Genomic DNA, 24444 nt, shown 5'->3' with positions numbered 1-24444 from the left:
CCATGGCGGTGGTTACTTCGGATCGCGTTGGGCGCGTTTCTCGTAGAGTGGCACCGTACGCACCGACAAGCGAAGGGTCGAACTTGTCCGCAACACTCGCCAAGGGTCAGAATGGCCCGCTGGCCACCAACGACGTGGTGATCTCCGTCCAGCTGACCGCACCGGCGGATCTGTCCGCGCTACTGGTCACCGAGTCGGGGAAGGTCCGTTCCGATGCGGACTTCGTCTTCTTCAATCAGCCCAATGGCCCCGGGGTGAATCTGCAGCCCGCACCGGCCGGGCATCCAGCGTCATTGGCGGTATCGCTGAATGGCGTGCCCGCGGATATCACGCAGATCCGCGCGGTGATCACCCTCGACGACGTAACCAGCAATTTCGGCCGCTTTCCCGCGCCGACGGCGGTGGTGTCGGATTCGGCGGGTAATCAGTTGTACGAGTACCGCATCGACGGTTTGAACACCGAGTCGATCGTGATCGCGCTCGAGCTGTACCGGCGCCAGAGCGAGTGGAAGGTGCGGGCGGTCGGCCAGGGCTACGCGGGTGGTTTCGCGGCGCTGGTCACCGATCACGGTGTGAGCGTCGACGAGTCTCCGGCCGCGACGCAGGTCCCACCGCCACCGGCCTACCAGCCCACCCAGGCCGGACCGGGCTACCCGCCGCCGGCGCCGCCCGCGCACCCGGCGCCGCAGCAGCCGCCGCAGCAGCCGCCGCAGTACCCGCCGACGCAGGCCTACCCGCAGGGCGCACCCGGTTACCCGCCGCCGCCCGGTGCGGGCTACCCGCCCCCGCCCGGACCCGGTGGTTATCCGCCGCCCGCACAGCCCGGCCCCGGCCAGGGCTATCCGCCGCCCGCACAGCCCGCGGCCCAGCAGCAGCCGCCCGCCGAGATCAGCCTGAGCAAAAACGGTCCGGTCAGCCTGGTCAAGGGGCAGCGGGTCACCCTGCGCAAGGAGGGCGGCGCCGCGCTGACCTTCGTGAAGATGGGTCTCGGCTGGGATCCGGTGCGCAACCGTGGCATGTTCGGCAACCGGACCGTCGATGTCGACCTCGACGCGTCGGTCGTGATGTTCGCCGATATGAACGTCGTGGATGTGGCCTACTACGGTCAGCTGACCTCCAAGGACGGCTCGATCCGGCACCAGGGCGATAACCTCACCGGTGAGGGTGAGGGCGACGACGAGGTGATCCTGGTCGACCTGACCCGCATTCCGGCCCATGTCAGCGCGCTGGTGTTCATCGTGACCTCCTACAAGGGACACACCTTCGAGCAGATCCAGAATGCGTTCTGCCGCTTGGTCGACGGCGCCAACAATGCCGAGTTGGCCAGGTACACCCTCGCCGGTGGTATGCCGTTCACCGCGATGGCGATGGCCAAGCTGTTCCGGGTCGGCAGCGACTGGAAGATGCAAGCCCTCGGCGAAGGCTTCCAGGCCAAACATCCCGGCGAGGCGGTTCCGCAGCTGGGCCGGTTCCTCGGCAATTGACGATCAGAACACGAAATAACGGGGCGGACAACGTGATTCAGCTGAAGGCCGGTCAGAATATCGTGCTGACCGGCGATATCGTTCGATTCAGCGCGAAAGCCGGGGCTGCCCTCGATGTTTCCGCGCTCGTGGTGGCGGAGAACCTGCGGGTCTTCGATACCGGCGATTTCGTGTTCTACAACCAGATCGAGACGGCGGGGGTGACGCTGTCGGAGGACGGTGTCACCATCCGGCTCGCCGAGGTGCGTGCCGACGCGAAGGCGGTGCTGCTGGTGGTCAGCACCGATCCGGCCGCGCCAGCGCAGCCCGGTGGGCTCGGCGCGGTGACCGCGGCACTCGCCGTAAACGATATCGCGACAGCCGAATTCGCGATCGATCCGTCCGCGGGCGAGACCGCGCTGATCTGCCTGGAGGTGTATCGGCGCGGGACCGATTGGAAGCTGCGCGCGGTCGGTCAGGGCTACGCGGGTGGACTGGCCGTGCTGCTCACGGCGCACGGTGTCGAGGTCGACGAACCGCCGACACCGCCGTCCGGTCAACCCGCGGGTCAGCACAGTGCGGCCGATCTGCACGATGCCCAACCCGTCAGCACCCCGGGACGTTTCAGCGGTCAGGACACCATCAGCGGTCCCGGCACCGGTGACTCCCGTGCGACCGGTCCGGCGCCGCTCGAGGTCGCGCACGGACTCGAACGCCTGTGGATGATCTTCGAGGATGCCGCGCGTTCGGCCGCCGCGGTCATCTCCTCACGCGATTACGCCATGCAGCGGTTGGATCAGGAACTGTCCGCGGCGGTTTCGGATCCGGCGACCAGGAACACTCCGGCCGTCGAGGACGCGCGTCAGGCCGCACAGCGCCGCTGTGACGACCTGATCGCCACCGCCGAGAGCAACCACCTGCGCGATACCGAACAGCTCATGCGCGAACTCGCCGATGCCGATCGGCAGCTGCCGCCATCGCTGGCCACATGGGATTCACCCGCTTGGGATCGTCCGCCGACGCCGAGCGACGGTATCCGGCTCGGTGAGCTCTACGCGATCGAACGTGGGCCGCTGCGCATTCCGTACTGCGTCCCGGTGCCGCTGACCCGCCCGCTGTGGATCGACACCGAAACCACGGCCGCCGCGACCCCGATCGTCGGCGCGGTGCTGGCCCGGCTGCTCGCGGCCGATCCCGGTCGGCGCACCCTGGTCGACATGATCGATCTGACCGGTGCGTTCGGTCAGCTCGTCGGTCCGCTGACCCCGGTGCTGAACGGCCCGCCGATCACCGATTTCGGCGAGATCTCGGCTCGGCTGCAGACCCTGGTCGATGCCGCCGAATTGGCCGAATTGGCTTATTCCACCGGGAATTTCACCCCGCCGACCGAACACCGGGTGTTGCTCGCCGCCGACTTCCCACACGGCTACCAGGCTGCGGATGCACAGCGCATCGCGGTACTGCTGATGCGCGGCGATCTGATCGGGCTGTCCACGGTGATCGTCGGCACCGATGAATCCGAGTCCAGTGACGGCACGGTGGCAATGCTGTCGCAGTCCTGCCGACATCTGCCGACGATGGACGGCACCCCGTTGTTCGATCCGTGGACCGGCAGTGCGTGGCAGCTGGATCTGGACCTGCTGCCGAGGGAACCGGCGAGACAGGCGCGCTTCCTGCGCACCAGCTAGCTGACCCTTTCGAGCGACCTGCAAGCAGTCGCTAGCGGACCCTTTCGAGCGACCTGCAAGCAGTCGCTAGCGGATGGCCGCCACCCGCGGCCGCAGCGCCTCCGGCAGCCATGGCAGCAGCGGGTCCGGCGCGCGATCGACAATGCCACCCACCGGATCGTCGACGAAATCGCGCCGGACCAGATCCTCCTCCGGCCGATAGATCTGGCGGATGATCAACGCGCACAATACGAGTACCGCGAGATCGCGCAGCAAAACGGTGCCGGTGAACCACTGCTCGGGCAGGCCTTTGCGGTCCAGGCCCAGGTAGTAGAACATGCGTGGCACCCAGACCAGCGCGTCGATGGTCATCCACGCCAGCAGAATTCGGCGATGCGGCAGCGCGAGCACTGCCAGCGGCACCAGCCACAGCGAATACTGCGGGCTCCACACCTTATTGGTGAGCAGGAATGCGGCGACCACCAGGAAGCACAACTGGGCCAGGCGAGGACGACGCGGGGCAGTGAGTGCGATATAGGCGATCACCGCGCAGGCGACGGCGAATGTCAACAGTGACACCAGGTTGAGGATGGTCGGCTGATGGGCGTGGTCGATCTTGCCGTCGAAACCGGCCCAGCCGGTGAACGAGGTGATGACGTTGTAGATGGAGTCCGGATCGGCGTGCCGAGTGGTGTTGAGCCGGAAGAACTCTCGCCAGCCGTTCGGATACAGCAGCAGAATCGGCAGATTGACCAGTAGCCAGGTGCTGGCCGTCGCCGCGACGGTCAGCGCGGCCGCGCCGAGCGGACGGGCACTGAGGAACTGGAGGCGGTACGGGGTTTCGCGCAGCCAGGTCAACGCGGTGTGCCACCCGGTGATATCGCTCAGGCGCAGGCCAAGGCGGGCGCTCGGCACCCGCTGCAGTGGGTCGGCGCGCAGGCACAACACCACGATCGGCCCCAGCAGCAGCAGCGGATACAACTTGGCCGCGCCGCCGAGCCCGAGCAGCAGACCCGCGAGCACCGCTCGCCGGCGCGCCCAGGCGAGCAGGCCGGTCGCGGCGAAAGCCGTTGCGAGCGCGTCGAAGTTGGTGAAAATGTGCACAATCACCAATGGGGAGCAGGCGACCATCGCGGCATCCCAGATCCGCCGCCCGGCTAGTTGCGCCGAGGCCCACACGGTGACCAGCCAGGCCATGGCCAAGCCGACCGCGACCACATTGAAGTAGATGACGACCTGCAACGCACCGGGCAGTGGTGATGCGTCCCAGGTCTTGGCGACCTGCATCGCCGCGTACTGATAGAGCCCGGACAGCACCGGATACTCCATGTACCTGGTTTCCCGGCCGCCGTCCGGGGTCTGCTCGGACCACTGCTTCTTGTACGGGAACGCGCCCTCGTTCAAGCGTTCCGCGCCGTAGAGCGGCACCGTATCCGAGTAGCACATGGCCACGTATTGGCGGCCGTTGTTCCAGTCCAGGGTGAGTGAACCGTCGGAGGCGGTCGTCTGCTGGATGCAGCCCGCCTTACTCGCCCACCCGAGTGCGAGGAAGACCAGCGTGAAAGCGAGCAATACCCGCATCGGGGTCCAGAACCGGACGCGGCCGATGAGCGCGTGGTCACCGACCGGTCCGCCGACGACGGTGCTCAGCTGCGCGCTCAGGGAATCGTTGCGGCTGGGCCGATCCCGGCCGTCACATGAGCGTAGATCGGGTGCGAGCGGCGCAGGCGCGACATAGTGCGCCGCGCCGCTCGCCTGCTCCGGGACGCCGCGGCGCTGCGCCGCGGCGGACTGCGTTGTGCCGGACGGCATCCCATTGGGTTGCGGCGCGCTCCCGTTCGTCCGCTCGTCCACGAGGTGCTGTTCGGTCACGGCACCCGAGGCTACCGGGTGCGCGTTGGTTGGCTGCCGTTGCCATTGCCGTTGCCGGTGCCACCGGGTGGGGGTGATCCGGTCGTCGTCGCCAGCGAGCCATCGGAGTTCACCGTCGGCTGCCCGGGTAGCGGCGTCGTCTCCGACTGCTGCTGCTGTTGCTGCGGCTGGCGCTGCTGCGTCTGCGGTTGCACGCCCGGAATCTGGATCGGCCCGAACGGGGTGTCGATCGTATTCGGGACGATTTGGATCGGCGGCAGCAGCGGTGCCTCTGTGGTCGAGGGCGGGGTGAACGGTGCGGACCACTCGGGCACACCGGCCTGGCCCTTGATGGGCGCGGGCTTCGGGAAGGTTTGATTGGGCGTGCCCTGCAGGGCGCCGTCCATGGTGGCCTTCCAGATATCCGAGGGCAGGCCGGAACCGTAGACCATGCCGCCGCTGTAGTTGCGCAACGCCGAGTTATCGATGGAACCGACCCACACCGCCGTGGACAGCGACGGGGTGTAGCCGACCATCCAGGCGTCCTTGTTCTCACCGGTGTCGCCGAGCTGAGCGGTACCGGTCTTGGTCGCCGACTCGCGGCCGTTGGCCAGGTTGTGGTTGCGCGACCAAGCAGCGATCGGCTTCATCGCGGCGGTTACGTTATCGGCCACCGCTTCCGAGACACGACGTTCGCCGGCCACGTCACCGCGGTCGAGCAGCACCTGCCCGTCGGCGGAGACCACCTTCGTGACGAAGTGCGGTGCGTGGTAGATGCCCGAGGCGGCCAAAGTCGCGTAGGCAGAGGCCATATCGAGGACCCTGGCCTGGTACTGGCCGAGCACGATGCCGTTGTTCGGCGCGGAACCGTCCGGTTCGACGAGGCTCTTGCCGACGCCGGGAATGGTCTCCGGGATGCCGAGCTTGTGCGCCATATCGGCGATCTTCGCCGGACCGTTCTGCATATCCAGCTCCATCCGATAGAAGCTGGTGTTCAGCGAGCGCTTGAGCGCCTCGGCGATAGTGCAGGTACCACACTGCTCACCTTCGACGTTCGTGATCTTGATGCCGTTCACGGTGATCGGCGCGCTGTCGTACATCTCCGACAGCGGTTTGCCCAGCTCCAGGTTCTCCGCGAGACCGAAGACCTTGAACGAGGATCCCGGCTGCAGACCGGCATTGGCGAAGTCGTAGCCCTGACCGTCGTCACCGCCGTAGTAGGCGCGCACCGCACCGGACTTCGGATCCACCGACACCGCCGCGGCCCGCAGCTTTTCCGGCTCGCCCTGCATCGTCTTCTGCGCCGCGTTGACGGCGGCCTGCTGCGCCTTCGGATCGATCGTCGTGGTGATCGACAGGCCAGCTTGATTCATTTGTTGCTCGCTGATGCCTGCGGCCGACAGTTCCTTGAGCACTTGGGTCTTGATCAAGCCCTCGGGACCGCTGTCCAGGCCCTTGTCTTTGGCGGTGGCCACCGGGACCACCTGCGGGAACTGCTGGGCTTGGCGCTCATCGGCCTTCAGATTGCCGCCGGACACCATACCGTCGAGCACATAGTTCCAGCGGGTCTTCGCGCCATCGGGATTCTTCTCCGGATCCAGACCGGAGGGCTGCTGGATGGTGGCCGCGAGCACCGCGCCCTCGGCGATGGTCAGATCCTGGACCGGCTTGCCGAAATAGGCCTTGGCCGCGGCATCGATACCGTAGGCGCCGCGACCGAAATAGATCGTGTTGAGATAGGCGGCGAGGATCTCGTCCTTGCTCCACTGGCGCGCCATCTTCGCCGAGATGACCAGCTCGTGCATCTTGCGGTTCAGCGAGTGTTCGTCGCCGACCAGCGCGTTCTTCACGTACTGCTGGGTGATCGTGGAACCACCACCCGCGCTCTCCTTGCCGAGGGCTTGATCCCTGGCGGCGCGTATGAAGCCGGAGACCGAGAAGCCCGGGTTGGTGTAGAAGTCCCGGTCCTCGGCCGCGATCACGGCGTTGCGCACATGCGGCGGAATCTGGTCGATGGTCACGTCGGTGCGGTTGCCCTCGGGCGGCACGACCTTGCTGATCACCGAGGTGCCATCGCTGGCAAGGATGGTCGCGACCTGGTTGGTTTTGACGTCGCCCGGCTGGGGTACCGAAACCGTCGTGTAGGCGATCAGGAAGACCACGCTCGGCAGCACGATGGACAGGGCTAGCAGCACGTAGATCACCCGGCGCACGATCCGCCACGGCGACTTCTTCTTCGCGCCTGGGCGACGACCGCCCGGTCCGTCGGAGCCGCCGTCACCGCCGTTGCGTCGCGGCGGCGGGCCCGAGGGCGGTGCACCAGCGCTCGCGCGGCGCTCACCGGTGGTGCCGGCGCCGTTGGTACGGCGCGCGCCGGGACGATCCTGGCCGGGACGGGGCGTGGCCGGACGGGGACCGGTGGGTGGTGCCGAGCGTCGATTGCGTTCGGCGACGGCCTCGGTCAGCGACCCGCCGCGCTGGTCCTGCGGACGCTCGATCTTCTGCGTGGCCTGGGCGCCAGGGGGCGCGCTATTGGGTTGTGGGCGACCCTGCGGCGGGCGACCCTGCGGGGGCGGACCAGGTCGCCGCGGCGGCTGTGGTCCGCGCGGCTCGCCCGGATTGCCACCCTGCGGCGGCTGGTTCGGATGGCCGCCCTGCGGCGGACGCGGTGCACCCGGACCGGGTCGCCCCGGTGGGGGACCGCCCGGCCGCTGGCCGGGATACGGGTTCGGAGGAGGTGAACTTCGCTGAGTGCGGCCGCCGTGCGGTTCATCGCCGTAGGGGGAAGTCTCGTAGGGCGAATTCACTGACAAGATCTCCATAACTCGTAAGGGTGTGCGGTGCGCGGTGCGACGATTATCGCCGCGGCGGACGTGTCGAGGCTCCGCGTGTCACCCGACGGGCAGATGACCAGGCACATCATTCGGCTGCGGTGCGCCGGTTGGCCCTGGTGCCGGTGCGTCGCCGCGTCGGCGACGGAGCGGTACCGAGCACATAGGACTGCACCAGATGATTCCAGCTGCAGCTCCGGCATACCTCGACGACATGGACCGAGAACTCCTCGCGAGTCTCCGCGAGGCGTATCAGTTCCTCTGGTGTGCGAGCTGAACCCGCCATTGGGCCGAGGCCGTCGCCGTAGACCCAGGATACGAGCGTCAATTGCTCTTTCCGGCAGATAGGGCATGTGACCTCGCTCCCCCGACCGTGGAACTTCGCCGCACGCAAGAGATAGGGATTCGCATCACAAACCTCGGCGACATCGACACGGCCCGCATAGACGTCAGCCAGCAGCGACCGACGCCGGAGAGCGTAGTCGACCACCTGCCGCTGAATTCGCACGAGAACCAGAGTAGCGGTGCCGCGCGCAGACCGCGCTGGGCTGTGCTGGATCGACCGACCGGTATCTCCGGCTGAACTGGGATATTCCGCGCGACCACGCATTACGATTCGTCCGTGTCCCCCGCTGCATCCGGGCGGTCGACGGCAGCATCCGGACGTATGCGCGCGCGTGACCTCGACCGCGCCAGTGCTTCCAGTGTGTTGGATGCCGCCTGTGCGCAAGGGCAGCTCGGTGCCGACAAGTACCGCGACCGTACGGCGCAGGCGCAGGTCGCGAGGACAATCGGTGAACTCGAAGGTCTGGTCGGAGATCTACCGGCGCCGTCCGCGGTGCGCGATCCGGTGCCCGCGGCGCCTAATGCGCCACGAAACCTTGTGCGCCGCACCGGATCCACCGGAAGTTATCCCGACCACACCCGGGCGCGGGATGCCGATCGTGCCACAACTATCCAACTGCTGGACACCGGCAGGCGCGACGGTCAGCTCTGCGAGGAAGAGCGCAACACCCTTGCCGAACTGGCCGCCGAGGCGAAAGCACTGGGCGAGTTGGCCGCTGTGGCGGTCGCATACCTTCTGGACGTCTCGCATACGTTCGGGTTTGGAGCACGGCGTTTCGCGCGGTGAGTCGGTTTGCGAGGCGCGTCAAAGGTTTGCGAGACCGTGTTTCGAAGCTGGTGCACATCCGGCGACGGTCTGCCTTCACTGCTGGGGGCGCCGATGGGAAGTTCGACCAGTCCTGGTCATTCAGCGCGAAGCCCCGCCCCTCGCATGAGTTGAGGTCGCGGGGCTTCTTGCTGTGCGTGGCCGTGGCGTAGTCATCTCTACCTGCGTAAACCGCACTATGTATCGCCGAGGACTATGCACGTTTATATCGCTCCGATATAGTGGAAAGTCGCATCCATCGGTTAGGTCTGCACACACAGTCAGGGGGTGAAGCCCGATGCTCGAGCTGGCAATCCTCGGGCTGCTCCTCGAAGCGCCCATGCACGGGTACGAGCTGCGCAAGCGGCTGACCGGTTTGCTCGGGCCGTTTCGGGCCTTCTCCTACGGGTCGCTCTATCCGACGCTGCGTCGCATGCAGACGGATGGGCTGATCGCCGAGGAGAACGTCGCGGGCGTCACCCGTCGCGCGCGACGGGTCTATCAGCTGACTCCGGCCGGGCGCGAGCGGTTCACCGAACTGCTCGCCGATACCGGACCACAGAACTACACCGACGACGGCTTCGGCGTCCACCTGGCGTTTTTCAGCCGCACTCCCGCGGAAGCGCGGATGCGGATTCTGGAGGGCAGGCGACGGCAGGTCGAGGAGCGCCGAGAGGGTCTGCGGGAGGCGATCAAGAAGGCCAGTGGCTCACTCGATCGCTATACCCGCCAGCTCCACCAGCTCGGACTGGAATCAAGCGAGCGCGAAGTGCGCTGGCTCAACGAGTTGATTGCGGCGGAGCAATCGACGAAGGCGGCACCACAGAAAGAGGGAAATATCGGCCATGAGTGAAGACAAGAAGGCTGACAACACCACCGAAGTCCGCGTCGCCATCGTCGGCGTAGGTAACTGCGCTTCCTCGCTGGTCCAGGGCGTGCAGTACTACAAGGACGCGGACGAGACCGCGACCGTGCCGGGTCTGATGCACGTCAAGTTCGGCCGGTACCACGTCCGCGACGTCAAGTTCGTCGCCGCGTTCGACGTCGACGCCAAGAAGGTCGGCTTCGACCTGGCCGAGGCGATCTTCGCGAGTGAGAACAACACCATCAAGATCTCCGACGTGCCGCCGAGCGACGTTGTCGTGCAGCGTGGTCCGACGCTGGACGGTATCGGCAAGTACTACGCCGAGACCATCGAGCTGTCCGAGGCCGCACCGGTCGACGTCGTGCAGGTGCTGAAGGACAACAAGGTCGACGTCCTGGTCTCCTACCTGCCCGTCGGCTCGGAAGAGGCGGACAAGTTCTACGCCCAGTGCGCCATCGATGCCGATGTGGCCTTCGTCAACGCGCTGCCGGTATTCATCGCCTCCGATCCGGTGTGGGCCGAAAAGTTCACCGAGGCAGGCGTTCCCATCGTCGGCGATGACATCAAGAGCCAGGTCGGCGCGACCATCACCCACCGCGTGATGGCCAAGCTCTTCGAGGACCGCGGCGTGCAGCTCGACCGCACTATGCAGCTCAATGTCGGCGGCAATATGGACTTCAAGAACATGCTCGAACGCGAGCGGTTGGAGTCGAAGAAGATCTCCAAGACCCAGGCCGTCACCAGCAACCTGAAGAAGGAACTGGGCGCCAACGATGTGCACATCGGCCCGTCCGATCACGTCGGCTGGCTCGATGACCGCAAGTGGGCCTACGTCCGGCTCGAGGGCCGCGCCTTCGGTGATGTGCCGCTGAACCTGGAGTACAAGCTCGAGGTGTGGGATTCGCCGAACTCCGCGGGCATCATCATCGACGCGGTCCGCGCCGCGAAGATCGCCAAGGACCGCGGCATCGGCGGCCCCGTCCTCCCGGCCTCGGCGTACCTGATGAAGTCCCCGCCGAAGCAGCTGGCCGACGACATCGCCCGCCAGCAGCTCGAGGCATTCATCATCGGCGCGGAGTAGCCACACGGTTCGATGAGCGAAGCCGGGCCGGAGAAACTCTGGCCCGGCTTCGCGGTATCTACTGCCGCGTCGAGTGTTGCCGTGACCCGGTTTCGTCCGATTGGTTGGTTGGGGCTGCGGTGGGTCCTGTTGTTCTGCACCGACATCTCGAGATTCGGCTGTCCTGGGATGGTTTGCCGTCCCGTGGTTTTCCGGGCCGTGCTGGGCACGTCGTGTGCCGTACCCGGCTTACCCCTGCAGTCCGGTGGACAGGCCCACAGCTACCAGCCCGGTCAACCGGCTGTGGTTGCGTTCTCGAGCGTTCTTGTCGACAGTAGTCGAATAGTGGTTGTGGCCAGGGGCGGATTCAGGGTTTCGAGCCACCCTTCGACTACGCTCGGGCGTCGCTCAGTCGAGTGAGACGTAGACCTCTACGGAAGTGGGGCCGGTGTAGCGTTCGAGTTCCGCGGTGTGGGAGCGGGTGATGGTGCCTGCGCTTTCGGCCTTGCGTACTTGCGCCCATGCGGTGCGCAGCAGATCGTATGGCTTATCGGAGACAACGAATTTCGCGTAGCGTCCGGACGGGATGCGGGTCAGCACGTCACCGGCGTCCATATCGTCCATCTCGGCGACCTCGTAGCCGAGCACGGCAACGGCGTGGTTGTTCTGTCCGATATAGGCCGCCACCCGCGGTACGTTCTTCTCCCGCGCGAGATATCGGTCCCAGGTGAAGTTCACCAGGTCCAGGTCGCGGGCGGTCACCTCGCGTCCGGCCAGCGGGACGGTGAGTCCGGCCACCAGGCTTTCGTCCAATGTGACAATTTCGAAGTCCACAGCTGTTCCTAACCGTCGACCGGTTCGTCTGCCAGCGCCACGAATACCTCGGCGGTGCGCGCGTCCGGATAGTGTTCCACGTCACCGGTATACGAGCGTACGAAGCGCCCGGCGGCCTCGGCATCCCATACCGCGCGCCAGATGGTCACGATGGTGTCGCCGAGGTTGTCGCCGCTGAGCGTGAACCGCGCGAACCGGCCAGCGGGCACCCGTGCCAGCACATCACCGGGGAGCAGGTCTGCGAGGGTGTGGCAGCGGTAGCCGACGATATGGGTCAGATACGAGTTGATCTCCGGAGCATGGTCGACGTACGCGGTCGTCGGTGGCCCCGGCAGGGTGCGTGCCAGGTTGCGTTTCCACGCCTCCTCGACCTTCGCGCGGCGCGGTCCCTCGACCGCGAGCGCCGGGCTGCGAAGCACTGTGCCCGCCACGAGCGTCTCGGGACGGTCAACGACATTGAAATCCACCGGCGTAGCCCCTATGTCTAGTCTGTCTCCATCTGGCGGCGCTCCGGGCCCATCGCGCGCCGCTGTATTCGATCGGCGGCGGCGTTCGCGGTGCCCTCATCGCACACTGCCTCCTGCGGGCCCCGCCGCTCACGCCGCTGTGTCGTCGCTCGTGCGCATATCCTTCCTCATCGATCTTGTGGCGTCGGCGTCGGCCTGGTTTCCGTCCCCGGCGTGCCGGGCTCGAGTTGATGCCGATACTGATCACCCTGCACTCTGGCCAACGATGCTGCCATGTCATCCGTTCCCGTGACCCCGGTAAACGAACATTCACAGCGAACCATTCAGCCCGGCAGCGGAATGGTCAATCCGGGGAAGATCTCTACTTCTTTGGGCGGTGGTTGCGGTGCGGGCGGGATCACGATGACCGGTGCGGGTGCGGGTGTGGTGCTGGACGACGGGTTCAGGATGTCGTAGCTGCCGCCGGAGGGTTTGTCAGCATTCGGCTGGCTGCCCAACGGTGCCGGCGCCGGGAGTTGCTCGGTCGGCGTGCCGTCGAGTGCGCCGTCCATTACCTGCTTCCAGATATCCGAGGGCAGGCCGGAGCCGTAGATATCAGCGCCGCGCGCGGTGTGGATCGGTTCGGACTGTTCGGTGCCGACCCAGACCGCGGTGGCCAGCGACGGCGTGAAGCCGATCATCCACGCGTCCTTGTTCTGCTCGCTGTTGCCGAGCTGGGTGGTGCCGGTTTTGGCGGCGGAGGGCCGACCGCCGGACAGGCTGTGCCCGTTCGAATATGCGGCGATCGGGAGCATCGCCCCGGCGGTGTTGTCGGCGATACCGCGCGGGATGCGCTGCTGACCCGGCGGTGGCTGCTTGCCGACCTGCTGGTCGGGTGCGCCCCGATCGAGCAGCACCCGGCCGTCGCCCGCGACCACCCGCTGCACGAAATACGGCTGGTGGTAGACACCGGAATTCGCGATCGTCGCATAGGCAGAGGCCATATCGATGGGGCGAACCAGGTACTGGCCCAACACGATTCCGTTGAGCGGCCGCCCGTCTTCCTCGGCCAGCGTCTTACCGGCGACACCGGGAATCTCCTGCGGGATCCCGGCCTGGTGGGCGGCGTCGGCGATCGACTTCGGTCCGTCGAACATCGTCATCGTCAGCCGGTAGAAGCTGGTGTTCAGCGACCGCTTCAGCGCCTCGGAGATCGGGCACTTACCGCACGATTCGCCCTCGACATTGGTGATCCTGGTGCCGCGATCGGTCACCGGTGAACTATCGAGTACCCGGGTGAGCGGAATGTTCTGCTGCAGCGCCGCGATCACCGCGAACACCTTGAATGCGGAGCCGGTCTGCAGCGGTGCCTGTGCGAAATCGAAGCCGATGCCATCGGAGCCGCCGTAATAGGCGCGCACGGCGCCCGAGCGCGGGTCGATCGAGACAATCGCGCTACGCAGTTCGGGTGGCTGCGGGTCGAGCCGATCGTGGATCGCGCCGAGTGCGGCCTGCTGGGCCTTGGCGTCGATGGTGGTGGTGATCTGCAATGCGCCGGTATTCAGTTCTCGCTCGCTGATGCCGGAGGCGCGCAATTCCCGCAGCACCTGGGTGCGGATCAGCCCCTCCGGGCCACGGGCCTCGTTGACATCCGGGATCTCGTTGATCGGGACGATCTGCGGGAACACTGTCGCATCGCGCTCGCCCGGTGCGAGCACACCCATCTCGACCATGCCCTCCAGCACGTACTTCCAGCGCGCCGTCAGATCGGCCAGATGGGTTTCCGGATCGAGGATCGACGGGGTGCGGATGACCGCGGCCAGCACCGCGCCCTCGGCGCGGGTCAGCTGCGGCACCGGCTTATTGAAATAGGCCTTTGCGGCGGCTGCCATGCCGTAGGAGCCACGGCCGTAGTAGATGGTGTTGAGGTAGGCGGCGAGGATGTCGTCTTTGCTCCACTGCCGCGCCATCTTCGACGCGATGATCAGCTCGCGCATCTTCCTGGTCAGGGTGCGCTCGGAACCGAGGAAGGCATTCTTCACATACTGCTGGGTAATGGTGGAGCCGCCGCCGGCATCCTCTTTGCCGAGGATGTTGTTCCGGGCGGCGCGGAGGAAGGCGGTGGTCGAGTAGCCGGGATTGGTGTAGAAGTTGCGGTCCTCGGCCGAGAGCACCGCATCGCGCACCGGTTTCGGTACGTCCGACAGCGGCACCGGAACCCGATTGCCATCGGGGGGAACGACCTTCGCGATCACGCTGGTCCCGTCGGAAGCCAGGATGGTGGCGATCTGATTGGTCTGCACCGAATCGGGATCCGGAATCTCGGCGCTCCAGTAGACGAGCACGAACAGTAGCGACGGCACCGCGACGAAGGTGATGAACAGGGCGAACAGCAGCCGTCGGAAGCGTTCGCCGCGGGTACGCCGAGGTCGATCGGTTGGCGTGGACGAGGGCCGCGACGGTGTGGGTGCGCGACGCGATTTCTCGGGTCTGCTTCTATCCTTGCGCCGTGCCGTACTGGTGCTGTGCTCGTTGAACCCGGCAACGGATGCATACGATGCCGATACCGGTTTTCCCCGGCGACTCCTGCCGCGTTGTCGCCGCTTGCCGAACGAGCTCACGATCATCTCCTCCCGGAGCGTCGGTAAAACTCATCTGCACGGTCACGATCGGAAACTGGGACTTCGGTGGCGCACCCACGCCGAATTGACCCGCGATGCTACCACTCTACGGCTCCGCGACCAGGCCGGTTCGAGCCGTGCCTGCGGCGAGATTCAGCTCTTCACGCCGCCCGCGGTGAGGCCGGAGATGATGCGGCGCTGGAACAACAGCACCATGATGACGAGCGGGATCGTGACCATCGTGCCCGCCGCCATGATCGCGGCATAGGGCTGCACGAGCGGGTTGTTACCGGAGAAGCGCGCGATTGCGACGGTCACCGGTTCGGTCCGATCGCTGGAGAGCAGCCGGGCCAGCAGGTATTCGTTGACCGATGCGATGAACGCCAGGATCGCGGTCGTGAAGACCGCGGGCGCGGCCAGCGGCAGCATGACCAGTCGGAACGCCTGCATCTTGGTCGCACCATCGATGCGCGCGGCTTCTTCGAGTTCCCAAGGCAATTCGGCGAAGAACGAGGCCAGGATGTAGACGGTCATCGGCAGCACGAACGAGATGTTCGGGATGATCATCGCCTGGTACTCACCGATCCAGCCGAGGTTGGTGAACAGCTGGAACAGCGGGGTGACCAGCACCACCACCGGGAACATCGACGCGGACAGGATGAGTCCGGAGACCAGGTACTTGCCCTTGAAGGTCAGCCGCGCCAGCGCGTACGCGGCGAGCACACCGACCACCAGCGCGGCCGCCGTCGTGACCGTGCCGATGATGACGCTGTTGAGCAGCGCCTTGCCGAAGTCGTTGCCGCGGCTGGTATCGAAGGCGTTGCGGAAGTTCTCGAAGGTGACGTGGGTGGGCCACGGGGTGTTGTCGAAGGTGTAGTCCGGATCGCGGAAGGCCGTGACGGCCATCCAGTAGAACGGGGCAAGGCCCCAGATCAGCACGATCAGCGCGCCCAGATACAGCCGCACCGAACCAAGTCGTTTGGTCCAAGGTGTCCGCGCCGCAGGCGTTTTGGTGGTCACCGTGGTCATCAGTGCGCCTCCCGCTGTTCTTCCTGTGTCCGAACGGCATTGGCGCCCAAGACCTTCACCAGCAGGAACGCCACCGCGAAGATCAGCAGGAAGGTGATCGTCGACAATGCGGCCGCACTATTGGGACCTTGGCGAACCTGTTCGACCACCAGCGCCGAAATCGGGCGGGTGGACGGATTGCCCAGCGTCATGATCGCGGGCAGGTCGTAGAGGCGCAGTCCGTCCATGGTGCGGAACAGCACCGCGACCAGCAGCGCGGGCTTGAGCAGCGGCAGGGTGATCTGGGTGAAGCGCTGCCAGGCCGTCGCACCGTCGACCCGCGCGGCCTCGTACACATCGGCCGGAATCACCTGCAGGCCGGCCAACAGCAGCAGAGCCATGAACGGCGTGGTCTTCCATACGTCGGCGGCGATCACCGCGAACCGCGCGGGCCAGGCCTCGGAGGTCCACAGGATGTGAGTGCCGAAGACCCGGTTCACCACGCCGTCGTACTGGAACATGAACTCCCACAACCGGGCGGTGACCGCGGTCGGGATCGCCCACGGCACCAGCACTGCGGCGCGCAGCAGGGCACGGCCCTTGAAGGTCTTGCCCATCACCATGGCCATGCCGAGGCCGAGGGTCGCCTCCAGGGTCACCGTGATCACGGTGAAGAACAGCGTCACACCGATGGCCAGCCAGAACTGCGAGCCGAGGTTGCCGGTCGGGCAGGAGACCGTCTCACCGGCCGCCTGGCACTGCTGCAGCAGCCAGTGGGTGTAGTTCGAGAATCCGGCGCTGCCGCCCTCGACGAACATGCCGGTCGCCGGGTCGAGCCCGGCGTCCTTCTGGAACGACATGTACAGCGCGCGGAAGACCGGATAGCCGACGACCACCGCGAGGGTGATCAGCACCGGCGTGACGAATAGCCACGCCTTACCGGAACGCCGCAGCTCCAACGCCAATGTTCCACCGAATCCGCGCTTGCTCGGCACGCGAGTGGCCGTTCCCGAAGGATCCGACACCGTTTCTCTCTCCTACGGGATGGTCGGGTCCGCTGCTCTTATGCCTACGATCCGGCTGTCTCGATGCCCTTTTGCATACCGGTGATCGCGTCGTCGACGGACTTGGTTCCGTTCAACGCAGCATAAGCGTTGTCCTGGATGGCCTTCGACACCGCGGGGTAGAACGGGGTGACCGGACGCGGCACCGCGTTGGCGATCGAATCCTTGAGCGCGGGCAGATACGGCATCTTCGCGATGAGTGCCGGATCGTCGTACATCGAGGCGCGCACCGAGGGCAGTGCACCGGCCGCGACGATGTGCTGCGCATCCTCGCTGATCAGGAAGCGCAGGAAATCGAGCGCGGTGGCCTTGTTCTTGGAGAACGCGCTGATGGCCGCGTTGTAGCCGCCGAGCGTCGAGGCGCCGACACCGTTCTCGCCGGGCAGCGGCGCGACACCGAACTTGTCCTTCACCGCAGAGGATTCCGAGCCTGCGTCGCCGAAGGTGGACGGCCAGTTGCGCATGAACAGCAGCTTGCCGGTGTTGAAGGCGTTGGCGCTCTCCGGCTCCTTGAAGGTGATGGCTTCCTTCGGGATATCACCGTTCTTGTATGCGTCGACCAGCACCTTCAGTCCAGCGCGCGCCTGCGGGGTATTGACGGTCGGGGTCTTGCCGTTCGCGCCGACAAAGGTGCCGCCATATGCGTTGATGGCCTCGGCCGCATTCACCGTCAGGCCCTCGTACGGTGCGAGTTGACCTGCGTAGCAACCGATGTTGTTCTGCTTGGCGATCGGGCACTGTGCCAGCATCTCGCTCCAGGTCTTGGGCGGATTCGGCACCAGGTCCTTGCGGTAGAACAGCAAGCCGCCATTGGTGTTTCGCGGCGCGGCGTAGAGGGTGTTGTTGTAGGTGGCGCTGGCGACCGTCGGGGAAAGCAGGGCGGAGGTGTCCAGGGAGAAGGTGTCCTTCAGCGGCTGGATCCAGCCCTTCGCGGCGAATTCCGCGGTCCACGGCACGTCGAGGGCGACGACGTCATAGGTGGACTGCTTGGAGCGCATGTGTTCGACCAGGTCGTCGTACTGCTGCGAGGCGTCGTTGGACTGCTCTTTGAACGTCACCTGCTCATCCGGATGCGAGGCGTTCCAGCGCTCGATCAGCTGCTTGACCGCGCCGGTCTCGGTGGTGTCCTTGCCCTCTACATAGGTGATCGGGCCGCGACCGGTGAGGTTCTGGCCGGACGGGTTGCCGCCGCTGTCGTTGGAGCAGGCACTGGTGAACGTCGCCGCCAGCAGCGCCACCGAGGCAGCGGCCAGCGCCGCTCGGGGTACGAGCGACGAACGTAGAGACGACACCTTCTTCAAAGCCATCGCGAACACTCCAAGGTCGAGACGTGAGCAGCAGCACACCCTGCAGGTGCACAAGGCAAGATACATGGTTGTTATATGTGACGCAGCGATAGCGCTCGTAAGAGGGCTAGTCCATCGGCGGGTCCGACGTCACGATTCCGCTGTCGTAGCGGCTCGTTAGGCTGGCTCTGATGACCTCGCCCAATGCGGTTCCCGACCGGATGCTCACCCGGATCGGCGGGTTGCTGCGCCAAGCCGAATCGACCGATAACGAACACGAGGCCGAGGCGTTCCTCGCCGCCGCCCAGCGGTTGGCGACCAGATCCTCGATCGATCTCGCGGTGGCCCGCGCGCATATCGCCGGACGTGAGCGCAGGCCGACCCCGGTGCAGCGGATGATCCCGATCGGCGAACCGGGTAAGAAGGGGCTGCGCACCTACGTGCAGCTGTTCGTGGCGATCGCCGCGGCCAATGATGTGCGCTGTGATGTTGCGCGCACCTCGACCCAGGTCTTCGCGTACGGCTTCGATACCGATATCGATACGTGTGAAGCCCTCTACACGAGCCTGCTGGTGCAGATGGTGCGAGCGTCGGATCAGTACATCAAGTCGGGCCGATACCGTTCGGCCACTGTCGAAAAGATCGTCATGGAGAAGCGCTGGGGTCGCCAGGTTCAGCGCCGGATCCAGGCGCCGGTCGCCCCGGTCACCGCGCGCCTGAACTTTCAGATGGCCTTCGCCGCCCGGATCGGCCACCGTCTGGCCGAGGTGAAGGCGGAAGTGGAGGCCGAGGTGATGCCCGAGACCACCGCGGCCGGTACCGCACTTGCCCTGCGCAATAAGGAAATCGAGCTCACCGACTTCTACAAGCGGACTTCCGAGGCCCGCGGCACCTGGCGCGGCCCGCAGGCGTCGGCGGGGCATTCCGCGGCGGCCCGCCGCGCGGGTGATCGTGCGGGGAAAGCGGCGCGGTTGGGTACGTCCCCCGAAATCGGTTCCGCGCGTGGGCAATTGTCCAGGGGTGGGTCGACGTGAGCGAATCGGTTGAGGTGGTGGGGGTTTCGCTTCCTGCGCGCTGGCGGGTTCGGATTCGGCGGGCCGCCCGGAGCGGAGTCCGGGGCAAGGTGGTCGGGCTCGGTCGGTATCGGGTCATCCGGGTCGGCGGATGCGAACGCCTGAGCCGGGTGTGGTGAGTGCGCGAGATGGCCAGCGCGCCAAGGTGTACGACGCCGAGCAGCTGGTGCGGGGGGTATTCGACCGGGCCGACGAACACGGCAATCGCACGGTAGAGCTCTACGGTTCGCACCTCACGCTGCCGATCGAGCGCCGCTTCGCCTCGGTCGAATCGGTGCAGGTCTACACCGATAGGGTGTTGAGCCTCAACTGGGTTCGGGCGCAATGGGACCGCGCCGCCACACCGGTACGGGTCCGATCCCGCGCCGGAACCGCCGCCGCCCACTATGAGGCCGCGGACGCGGTGCTAGCGGTCCCACTACACACCGGCGCGACCGCATGGGCACTACGCGAACTGGTGATCCTGCACGAACTCGCCCACCACCTGGAACCGGCGGCCGCATCGGTCGCCCCGCACGGCCCCGAATTCTGCGGCCGCTACGTAGAACTGGTCGACGGCATCATCGGCCCGGAAGCGGGCCTGGTCCTCCGCTCATCCATGCTCGGCTGCGGCGTCAGCCTGAGCTGACGTTCGCCGCGCCATCACACTTGCGCCGTCTCCGCGGCGGCCGTCGGCAGCTGATCGTCGGACATCAGGGGTGGTGGACATGCGATTCAGCGCGCTCGGCTGTAGCGTGCGCCGTCGCTGACGTCCGACGCGCCGCCGAATTCGCGCGGTACGGTTCGTCGAGGGAGTGAAGAGGCGATTCGACCCGGGGGCAGCCACCATTTCTCTACCCTCGATCATCGGGGCGGGGGCAGTGCGTGCACTCGGGTCAGGCGGTCTTCCCACCAGCGGGTTCGTGCTGGGTCGGGGTGGCGGTAGCGCTCCAGCAGGCGCGGGTCGGGGGGCGGCGGGGTCTTCGGGACGGGCATGAAGCCGTCGACGGGGCGTAGGGATTCGTGTACGAGGTCGCCGTCGAGCAGGGATAGAGTTCCCAGGCCGCAAGCGAATTCGAGGTCGGGGAGCGCACCGGCGAGGGCGAGTTGGGCGGCGAGGCCGATACTGGTTTCCAGCGCGGAGGACACCACGCACGGCAGCCCGGCGGCCTCGGCGACCTGGAGTGCGCGGCGCACACCGCCCAATGGCGTGCATTTGAGTACCGCGATATCGGCGGCCCCGGCCACCGCGACGCGCAAGGGATCCTCGGCGCGGCGGATGGATTCGTCGGCGGCGATCCGCACATCGACCCGCCGCCGCACCGCCGCCAGCTCTTCGATGGTGCGGCACGGTTGTTCGACGTACTCCAAACCGCCTGCGGCACGATCGATCTGCTCGATCTGCGTCACGGCGGTCTCGACATCCCACACCGCATTGGCATCCACGCGAACCGACCCATCCGGCCCCAGTGCATCGCGTACCGCCTCGACCCGCGCCAGATCCTCGTGCAGTGCATCGGCGTGATCGGCGACCTTCACCTTCGCTGTCCGGCACCCGGATCCGGCCGTGATCGCATACGCCCGCTCCGGATCGACCGCTGGCACCGTGCAATTGATCGGAATCCGTTCGCGCACCGGCTCCGGCCACCCGACCGTCACCTGCTCGACGGCCGTCGCCAGCCAGCCCGCCGCCTCCCGATCGTCGTATTCGGGGAACGGACAGAATTCGCCCCACCCGAGCGGTCCCTTGATCAACATCCCCTCGCGCACCGTGATGCCGCGGAACCTGGTCCGCATCGGGATCGCGTATACGAAGGTCTCGATCATTACTGTGCAGCCTAGAGGCCATCAATGCCGACGACCGGCTGACATCGTCTCGCTGGTGGTGAATCCGAGCGCCCAACTCGGACTGCCCGAGGTCAGCCGCGCACTGTTCGCCGCTGTAGGTGCGGCGCTCAGCTGATCGAGTCGGCGTTCGGATGCGGCGGCCTGATCGGCTGGGCCAGGTGATCCGTCGCGCACTGTTCGCCGCTGTAGGTGTGGCGCTCAGCTGATCGAGTCGGCGTTCGGATGCGGCGGCCTGATCGGCTGGGCCAGGTGATCCGTCGCGCACTGTTCGCCGCTGTAGGTGTGGCGCTCAGCTGATCGAGTCGGCGTTCGGATGCGGCGGCCTGATCGGCTGGGCCAGGTGATCCGTGATAGGGCAGTAGCGGAGCGCGTCTATCCGGACGGCGGACGATGATCCACGGTGGATCGGCGCGCCGTGCCTGTCCGGCGCGGATGGGTGCGCGGATCGGACTGGACCGGTCATTCTGGGGTATGGGATCGAGTCCGTGGGGGCCGCGGCCGGCGAATGCCGTACGCGCCGTGCTCGGATCGGTTATCGCGATCGGATTCGCGTGGCTGGTGGCGTCTTTCGTGCCGCTGTACGAATTGCTCGGGCGCGGGGCCGATCCGGCCGGGGGTGTGCGCTATCTGCCGGTGGCGTATTGCGTCGCGTGGGTCGGCATCGCACTGTCCGTGGTGGCTGTCGGCATCATGGTGGTCGAGAAGATTCGGTACCGCCGTCGCGTCGCATGGGTGCCGTTGCTCGCGGTGCCGTTGGTCGCCGAGTCGTGGTTGCTCGGGTTTCTGCTCGCGGTGGTATTGGTTTCGATCTGAGCTGTGCCGACCGGCAGCTGGTGCTTCGAGCCGGGCACCCGCAGTTCGGGTGCCCGGCTCCAAGCGGGACGCCGTTGGCTCAGAGCCGTTCGAGGATCGTGGCGTTCGCCAAACCGCCGGCCTCACACATGGTTTGCAGGCCGTAGCGGGCGCCGCGCTCCTGCATGGCGTGCACCAGCGTGGTCATCAGACGTGCGCCGGAAGCGCCGAGTGGATGCCCGATGGCGATGGCGCCGCCATTGACATTCACGCGCGACAGATCCGCACCGGTGTCGTGCGCCCAGGCCAGCACCACCGGCGAGAAGGCCTCGTTGATCTCGACCAGGTCGATATCGGAGAGCTGCAGCCCGGCGCGCTGCAAAACCTTTCGCGTCGCCGGGATGACGGCGGTCAGCATGAGCAGCGGATCGTCACCGGCCACCGCGAAGCTGTGCAGCCGGGCCAGCGGCTTCAGCCCGAGTTCCGCGGCGCGGTCGCTGGTCATGATCAGCACCGCGGCACTGCCGTCGCTGACCTGGCTCGCGGTCGCCGCGGTGATCTGCCAGCCGATTTCCGGGAAGCGCGCGGCCATGGCCTCGTCGTAGTAGGCGGGGCGCAGTGTGCCGAGGGTTTCCAGGGTGCTGCCGACGCGGATGCCCTCGTCGGTCTCCAGTCCGGCGAGGGGCGCGAGTTGACCGGTGAACGAGCCGTTCTTCGTCGCCAGCGCGGCCTTTTCGTGGCTGCCGAGCGCGAACTCGTCGAGCTGGGCACGGGTCAGCCCCCAGCGCGCCGCGATCAGTTCGGCGCTGATGCCCTGTGACACCAAACCCTCCGGGTAGCGTTCGGCGAAGCCGACACCGGAGAAGTCCTCGGACGCGATCAGGTTGGCGCCCATCGGAATGCGGCCCATCGACTCGACACCGGCCGCGACCACGATGTCGTAGGCACCGGCGATCACGCCCTGTGCGGCGAAATGAATGGCCTGCTGACTGCTGCCGCACTGGCGATCGACCGTGGTCGCGGGCACGGATTCCGGATATCCCGCGGCCAGCGCGGCCCGCCGGGTCATATTGGCGCCCTGCTCGCCGACCTGGGTCACGATGCCGCCGATCACATCGTCGATGAGCACCGGATCGATGCCACTGCGCGCGACTACTTCCCGCAGGCTATGCGCCAGCAGGTCCACCGCGTTGACGTTATGCAGCGCCCCGTTCGGCTTGCCCTTGCCGATCGGTGTCCGTACCGCTTCGACAATCACCGCGTCTCTCATGGTGGTTCCTTTCGAACCGCGAGCCCGGCCCCTAGGTCTGGCTCTATTGGCTTATAGTCAGGTTAACGCCTGGGTATAGCAGACTCAAGCCAGATATCGCTATGATGTTCGTCATGGCAGCCGTGATGGAAGGACCGTTGGCCGATCTGAGTGCGTGGAAGCCCACGGAATGTTCGATCGCGAAGGCGATGGATATCGTCGGCACCCGCTCGGCGATCCTGATCCTGCGCGAGGCCTACTACGGCACCACCCGCTTCGACGGCTTCGCGGCGCGCGTCGGCATCACCGACGCGGCGGTCTCCGGCCAGCTCCGCAAGCTCACCGAGGCAGGCCTGCTCAGCAAACGGCCGTACCGGGAAGAGGGCAAGCGCACTCGGCACGAGTATGCGCTCACGGATATGGGTCGCGACCTGTTGCCCGCGGTGCTCGCGCTCATGCAATGGGGCGATACATACCTGCAGCCGGGTCCTGCGCCGCTGCTGCTGGTCGAGGAGTCGAGCGGCGCACCGGTTCGAGTCCAGGTGCGCAGCGAAAGGGGTCGTGAGATCGACTTGGACGAGCTCGGGGTCAGGCTCAACCCCGACTATGCGCGGGCCCGTTCAGCGAAGTGATCGCCCGAGCGTTGGGCGCGGCGAGTCGACCCGCCGCGCCGCTGATGGGCGCGGGACAACTCAGCCGGTGACAACGGCGTAGTTGATGTCCTCGGTGCCGAACTTGTTGTAGAGGTGAACCCACAGCAGGACAAGCGGTTCGGTGCTCCGCGCGGTCACCAGGCCGCCGAGGTCGATGATCTGCTCATCGGTCCAGCCGAAGGATTTCAGCAGTCCGGCCACCTCGGATTTGGCCGACTCGTCATCGCCGCTGAGAAAGACGTTGTGCCGACCCGGAATTCGGGACGGGTCGACCATGAGCTGATTGTTCATGGTGTTGAGGGTCTTGACCACCCGTGCGTCCGGGAAGGCCCGCTGGATCTCCTCGGCGACGCTGCCCGCCTCGGGGGTGAGCACCTTCGGCGGGAATCCGGCCGAGAAATCCAGCGCATTCGATACGTCCACAATGACTTTCCCGCTCAGATTCGCCGCACCCGCGGCGGTGAGCGCGGCCACCGAGACGGTGCCGGATGTCGCATTGATCACGAGTTCGGCATCGGCCGCGGCATCGGCGAAAGTGCCATGGTCACCACCGGTTTCGCGCGCCCATTCGGTCGCCGCCGCATTGTCGGCGGTCCGCGACCCGAGCGTCACCGCGTGGCCGAGCTCGACCAACTTGCCCGCCAGCCTGCGTCCGACCTGCCCGGTCCCCAGCACCGCTACCTTCATCGTCCGCTCCTCGCGCC

Annotated in this window: 21 protein-coding genes; 9 read left to right on the top strand and 12 right to left on the bottom strand. The window is 66.4% G+C overall.

Annotated elements, in window-relative coordinates; all coding sequences use genetic code 11:
- The first annotated feature begins 83 nt into the window (after positions 1 to 83).
- Entirely contained in the window at positions 84 to 1484 is a 1401-nt protein-coding gene (locus ACQP1G_RS45265; protein ID WP_433196799.1) for a TerD family protein, read from the top strand.
- Positions 1485 to 1516: 32 nt separating this feature from the next.
- Positions 1517 to 3151 carry a TerD family protein gene (locus ACQP1G_RS45260; RefSeq protein WP_433196797.1) on the top strand — a complete coding sequence of 545 codons (1635 nt, stop codon included), beginning with the start codon at positions 1517 to 1519 and terminating at the stop codon, positions 3149 to 3151.
- Between the two features lie 66 nt (positions 3152 to 3217).
- On the opposite strand, the gene ACQP1G_RS45255 is transcribed toward ACQP1G_RS45260, so the two are convergent.
- From ACQP1G_RS45255 to ACQP1G_RS45245, 3 genes are all read right to left on the bottom strand, one after another.
- Entirely contained in the window at positions 3218 to 5002 is a 1785-nt protein-coding gene (locus ACQP1G_RS45255) for a glycosyltransferase family 87 protein (protein ID WP_433196795.1), read from the bottom strand.
- A gap of 11 nt (positions 5003 to 5013) precedes the next feature.
- Complete coding sequence (locus ACQP1G_RS45250; protein ID WP_433209412.1) at positions 5014 to 7446, bottom strand: transglycosylase domain-containing protein; 2433 nt, start codon at positions 7444 to 7446, stop codon at positions 5014 to 5016.
- Positions 7447 to 7900: 454 nt separating this feature from the next.
- Positions 7901 to 8320, bottom strand: a complete 420-nt coding sequence (locus tag ACQP1G_RS45245; protein ID WP_433196793.1) for a DUF5318 domain-containing protein — start codon at positions 8318 to 8320, stop codon at positions 7901 to 7903.
- A gap of 159 nt (positions 8321 to 8479) precedes the next feature.
- Between ACQP1G_RS45245 and ACQP1G_RS45240 the strand changes: the two genes are divergently transcribed.
- The 3 genes from ACQP1G_RS45240 (at position 8480) to ACQP1G_RS45230 (ending at position 10908) form a co-directional block, all read left to right on the top strand.
- Positions 8480 to 8944, top strand: a complete 465-nt coding sequence (locus ACQP1G_RS45240) for a DUF1707 SHOCT-like domain-containing protein (RefSeq protein ID WP_433196791.1) — start codon at positions 8480 to 8482, stop codon at positions 8942 to 8944.
- A 316-nt stretch (positions 8945 to 9260) separates the two neighbouring features.
- Positions 9261 to 9815 (top strand): PadR family transcriptional regulator, encoded by a 555-nt coding sequence (locus ACQP1G_RS45235; protein ID WP_040697429.1) that lies wholly within the window; start codon positions 9261 to 9263, stop codon positions 9813 to 9815.
- A complete protein-coding gene (locus tag ACQP1G_RS45230; protein WP_433196789.1) occupies positions 9808 to 10908 on the top strand; it encodes an inositol-3-phosphate synthase in 1101 nt (366 codons plus the stop codon). The genes ACQP1G_RS45235 and ACQP1G_RS45230 overlap by 8 nt, the downstream gene beginning before the upstream one ends.
- Positions 10909 to 11295: 387 nt before the next feature.
- On the opposite strand, the gene ACQP1G_RS45225 is transcribed toward ACQP1G_RS45230, so the two are convergent.
- From ACQP1G_RS45225 to ACQP1G_RS45200, 6 genes are all read right to left on the bottom strand, one after another.
- Entirely contained in the window at positions 11296 to 11721 is a 426-nt protein-coding gene (locus ACQP1G_RS45225) for a GyrI-like domain-containing protein (RefSeq protein WP_433196787.1), read from the bottom strand.
- 8 nt (positions 11722 to 11729) lie between these two features.
- Positions 11730 to 12188, bottom strand: a complete 459-nt coding sequence (locus ACQP1G_RS45220) for a GyrI-like domain-containing protein (protein ID WP_433196785.1) — start codon at positions 12186 to 12188, stop codon at positions 11730 to 11732.
- 323 nt (positions 12189 to 12511) lie between these two features.
- Positions 12512 to 14794: a transglycosylase domain-containing protein gene (locus tag ACQP1G_RS45215; protein ID WP_433196783.1), complete on the bottom strand. Its 2283-nt coding sequence runs from the start codon at positions 14792 to 14794 to the stop codon at positions 12512 to 12514.
- A gap of 147 nt (positions 14795 to 14941) precedes the next feature.
- A complete protein-coding gene (locus ACQP1G_RS45210) occupies positions 14942 to 15817 on the bottom strand; it encodes a carbohydrate ABC transporter permease (RefSeq protein ID WP_433196781.1) in 876 nt (291 codons plus the stop codon).
- Positions 15817 to 16821, bottom strand: a complete 1005-nt coding sequence (locus ACQP1G_RS45205; protein WP_433196779.1) for a carbohydrate ABC transporter permease — start codon at positions 16819 to 16821, stop codon at positions 15817 to 15819. Before ACQP1G_RS45205 ends, ACQP1G_RS45210 begins: the two co-directional genes overlap by 1 nt.
- Before the next feature lie 44 nt (positions 16822 to 16865).
- A complete protein-coding gene (locus tag ACQP1G_RS45200) occupies positions 16866 to 18167 on the bottom strand; it encodes an ABC transporter substrate-binding protein (protein ID WP_433196777.1) in 1302 nt (433 codons plus the stop codon).
- A 170-nt stretch (positions 18168 to 18337) separates the two neighbouring features.
- Between ACQP1G_RS45200 and ACQP1G_RS45195 the strand changes: the two genes are divergently transcribed.
- Positions 18338 to 19180, top strand: coding sequence for a DUF2786 domain-containing protein (locus tag ACQP1G_RS45195; protein WP_433196775.1), 843 nt, complete (start codon positions 18338 to 18340; stop codon positions 19178 to 19180).
- A 130-nt stretch (positions 19181 to 19310) separates the two neighbouring features.
- Complete coding sequence (locus ACQP1G_RS45190) at positions 19311 to 19847, top strand: TIGR04338 family metallohydrolase (RefSeq protein ID WP_433196773.1); 537 nt, start codon at positions 19311 to 19313, stop codon at positions 19845 to 19847.
- 215 nt (positions 19848 to 20062) lie between these two features.
- Here ACQP1G_RS45190 and ACQP1G_RS45185 read toward each other — a convergent pair whose 3' ends face one another.
- Positions 20063 to 21025 (bottom strand): o-succinylbenzoate synthase, encoded by a 963-nt coding sequence (locus ACQP1G_RS45185; protein ID WP_433196771.1) that lies wholly within the window; start codon positions 21023 to 21025, stop codon positions 20063 to 20065.
- Positions 21026 to 21436: 411 nt separating this feature from the next.
- Here ACQP1G_RS45185 and ACQP1G_RS45180 point away from each other — a divergent pair, with 411 nt between their 5' ends.
- A complete protein-coding gene (locus tag ACQP1G_RS45180) occupies positions 21437 to 21859 on the top strand; it encodes a hypothetical protein (protein ID WP_433196769.1) in 423 nt (140 codons plus the stop codon).
- A gap of 79 nt (positions 21860 to 21938) precedes the next feature.
- Here ACQP1G_RS45180 and ACQP1G_RS45175 read toward each other — a convergent pair whose 3' ends face one another.
- Entirely contained in the window at positions 21939 to 23108 is a 1170-nt protein-coding gene (locus tag ACQP1G_RS45175) for a thiolase family protein (protein ID WP_433196767.1), read from the bottom strand.
- A gap of 101 nt (positions 23109 to 23209) precedes the next feature.
- Here ACQP1G_RS45175 and ACQP1G_RS45170 point away from each other — a divergent pair, with 101 nt between their 5' ends.
- Positions 23210 to 23719: a winged helix-turn-helix transcriptional regulator gene (locus ACQP1G_RS45170; protein WP_433196765.1), complete on the top strand. Its 510-nt coding sequence runs from the start codon at positions 23210 to 23212 to the stop codon at positions 23717 to 23719.
- Positions 23720 to 23779: 60 nt separating this feature from the next.
- Here ACQP1G_RS45170 and ACQP1G_RS45165 read toward each other — a convergent pair whose 3' ends face one another.
- The gene (locus ACQP1G_RS45165; protein WP_433196763.1) at positions 23780 to 24427 is read right to left on the bottom strand and encodes an NADPH-dependent F420 reductase; all 648 of its coding nucleotides are present in this window, start codon (positions 24425 to 24427) and stop codon (positions 23780 to 23782) included.
- Positions 24428 to 24444: the final 17 nt, after the last annotated feature.

The sequence above is a fragment of the Nocardia sp. CA-107356 genome (genome assembly GCF_050946365.1).
Classification (GTDB): Bacteria; Actinomycetota; Actinomycetes; order Mycobacteriales; family Mycobacteriaceae; genus Nocardia.
This window is presented reverse-complemented; position numbering and strand designations above follow the sequence as displayed.

Bases quoted from the DNA above. Each gene is read 5' to 3' on its own strand.
- ACQP1G_RS45175 (WP_433196767.1), bottom strand. From the start codon at position 23,108: ATGAGAGACGCGGTGATTGTCGAAGCGGTACGGACACCGATCGGCAAG.
- ACQP1G_RS45180 (WP_433196769.1), top strand. From the start codon at position 21,437: ATGATCCACGGTGGATCGGCGCGCCGTGCCTGTCCGGCGCGGATGGGT.
- ACQP1G_RS45185 (WP_433196771.1), bottom strand. From the start codon at position 21,025: ATGATCGAGACCTTCGTATACGCGATCCCGATGCGGACCAGGTTCCGC.
- ACQP1G_RS45190 (WP_433196773.1), top strand. From the start codon at position 19,311: ATGCGAACGCCTGAGCCGGGTGTGGTGAGTGCGCGAGATGGCCAGCGC.
- ACQP1G_RS45195 (WP_433196775.1), top strand. From the start codon at position 18,338: ATGACCTCGCCCAATGCGGTTCCCGACCGGATGCTCACCCGGATCGGC.
- ACQP1G_RS45235 (WP_040697429.1), top strand. From the start codon at position 9,261: ATGCTCGAGCTGGCAATCCTCGGGCTGCTCCTCGAAGCGCCCATGCAC.
- ACQP1G_RS45200 (WP_433196777.1), bottom strand. From the start codon at position 18,167: ATGGCTTTGAAGAAGGTGTCGTCTCTACGTTCGTCGCTCGTACCCCGA.
- ACQP1G_RS45165 (WP_433196763.1), bottom strand. From the start codon at position 24,427: ATGAAGGTAGCGGTGCTGGGGACCGGGCAGGTCGGACGCAGGCTGGCG.
- ACQP1G_RS45230 (WP_433196789.1), top strand. From the start codon at position 9,808: ATGAGTGAAGACAAGAAGGCTGACAACACCACCGAAGTCCGCGTCGCC.
- ACQP1G_RS45240 (WP_433196791.1), top strand. From the start codon at position 8,480: ATGCGCGCGCGTGACCTCGACCGCGCCAGTGCTTCCAGTGTGTTGGAT.
- ACQP1G_RS45170 (WP_433196765.1), top strand. From the start codon at position 23,210: ATGATGTTCGTCATGGCAGCCGTGATGGAAGGACCGTTGGCCGATCTG.
- ACQP1G_RS45215 (WP_433196783.1), bottom strand. From the start codon at position 14,794: ATGATCGTGAGCTCGTTCGGCAAGCGGCGACAACGCGGCAGGAGTCGC.
- ACQP1G_RS45210 (WP_433196781.1), bottom strand. From the start codon at position 15,817: ATGACCACGGTGACCACCAAAACGCCTGCGGCGCGGACACCTTGGACC.